The organism is Bradyrhizobium sp. SHOUNA76 (genome assembly GCF_023006445.1).
Classification (GTDB): domain Bacteria; phylum Pseudomonadota; class Alphaproteobacteria; order Rhizobiales; family Xanthobacteraceae; genus Bradyrhizobium.
Map to the genome: position 1 here is coordinate 1 of NZ_JALBHA010000802.1, position 1,799 is coordinate 1,799.

A 1,799-nucleotide genomic window follows, 5' to 3' on the forward strand; every position below is an offset into this window, starting at 1 on the left:
CTGTGGCGTGCCGACAGCGGCCAGGTGATCGAAGCACTCGGCTTCGCGCCTGGCGGCCTCGCACCGGATCCGCCGAACGATGCCGGTCGCCGCTGGCTGCGCGACATCGCGCGCGGCGAGGTGCACGAAGACATTGTCGGGCGGCAAGACGGGCCGCTGCTGGGCTGGATCGCGCCGCGTCCGTTCACTGCGGACGAAATCGGGCAATTGCGCCAGACCGCGCGTTTTACCGCGACGCCCCTCGCCGTGCTCGCCGCGCGCGCCACGTTGCGGGCAACGCTGGATGCCTATCTCGGCAAGCGCAGCGCGGAGCGAGTGCTGGCGGCGCCGTTGCGGCGCGACCTCGGCGAGACCATTCAGGCCGCGTTGCTCTATGCGGACCTGCGCAATTTCACGATCCTCTCGGAGGCCTCGCCGCCTGGAGAGGTCATCGCGGCGCTCGACGCCTGGTTCGATCGCATCGCCGGCGCCGTGCACGCCTTCGGCGGCGAGGTGCTGAAATTCATCGGCGACGGCGTGCTCGCGATCTTTCCGGTGGTCGAGGAATCACCGCGCCGCGCCTGCGAGGCAGCTTTGCGTGCTGCAGGCGCAGCCGAGGCCGGCATGGCCTATCTCAACGCGGAGCGCAGCGGCAAGGGCCTGCCGCCGCTGGCGTTCGGTGCCGCGCTTCATCTTGGTGAGATGCTCTGGGGCAATATCGGCGCGGCCAACCGGCTCGATTTCACGGCGATCGGTCCCGCCGTCAATCTCGCCAGCCGACTCGAAGGATTGTGTAAGCCGCTCGGCAGGACCGTACTGGTGTCAGGCGTGCTGGCCGCTGAGACGGACATGCTGCTGGTCGCGCTCGGGCCGCACTCGCTGCGCGGCATTGCCGCACCATGTGAGGTCTTCGCGCTGCCCGAGCCGCAAGCTCGGATATCGTAGCCCGCATGAGCGTAGCGACATGCGGGGCCAGTCGTCCCGGATGTCGCTACGCTCATCCGGGCTACGGCACCTGCGCCTACATTCCACCCATCTTGCAGACGAGCTTCCACTCCTCCGCCGTCACCGGCTGCACCGAGAGGCGTGAATATTTCACCAGCGCCATGTCGGCGAGTTTCTTCTCTGCCTTGATCGCGGCCATCGTCACCGGATTCTTCAGGGGCTTGTCGGCCTTGATGTCGACGCAGACGAATTTCTCGGTCTTGTCGGTCGGGTCCGGATAGGCCTCCTTGATGATCTCCGCGATGCCGACGATCTCCTTGCCCTCGTTGGAATGATAGAAGAACGCCTTGTCGCCCTTCTTCATCGCGACGAGGTTCTGGCGCGCGGTGTAGTTACGTACGCCGGTCCAGGCCTCGCCCTTGGCGCCCTTCGCCACCTGCTGGTCCCAGGACCACACCGATGGTTCAGATTTCACCAGCCAGTACGCCATGTTCATTCCTCTGCCCTGAAAGGACGCGTCAACAGCCCCGAGATCGCGGCGTCGATCGTGCTACGGCCGCTCAGGATCGACGCGACCGCTTCTGATACCGGCATCTCGATGTTTTGCGAAGCTGCGAGTTCGATCAGCACCGGTGCGGTGAATTCGCCTTCGGCAAGCTTGCCGGCGGGCGGCTGCTCGCCGCGGCCGAGTGCGAGGCCAAGGGCGAAGTTGCGCGATTGCGGGCTCGAGCAGGTCAGAATGAGATCGCCAAGGCCGGACAGGCCCGTGAGCGTCTCGCCGCGCGCTCCCATGGCGCGGCCAAGCCGCGTGAGCTCGGCAAAGCCGCGGGTCGTCAGCGCAGCCTGGGCGGAAGCGCCGAGCTTGCGACCGACCG

The 1,799-nt window shown here is 66.7% G+C and carries 3 protein-coding genes; 1 reads left to right on the top strand and 2 read right to left on the bottom strand.

Translation table 11 applies throughout. From position 1 onward, the window contains the following. Positions 1-924: adenylate/guanylate cyclase domain-containing protein (locus MOV74_RS37275; protein ID WP_246932408.1), on the top strand; the 924-nt coding region annotated here is incomplete at its 5' end. Positions 925-1,000: 76 nt separating this feature from the next. Here the strand turns inward: MOV74_RS37275 and MOV74_RS37280 are convergent. Together MOV74_RS37280 and MOV74_RS37285 are read right to left on the bottom strand one after the other, a co-directional pair. Then, the gene (locus tag MOV74_RS37280) at positions 1,001-1,414 is read right to left on the bottom strand and encodes an EVE domain-containing protein (RefSeq protein WP_246932410.1); all 414 of its coding nucleotides are present in this window, start codon (positions 1,412-1,414) and stop codon (positions 1,001-1,003) included. A 2-nt stretch (positions 1,415-1,416) separates the two neighbouring features. After that, positions 1,417-1,799 (bottom strand): NAD(P)H-dependent glycerol-3-phosphate dehydrogenase (locus tag MOV74_RS37285; protein ID WP_404979230.1); only part of this gene is annotated, 383 nt, incomplete at its 5' end.

Coding starts and splice junctions, on each gene's coding strand:
- MOV74_RS37280 (WP_246932410.1), bottom strand. CDS start 1,414: ATGGCGTACTGGCTGGTGAAATCTGAACCATCGGTGTGGTCCTGGGAC.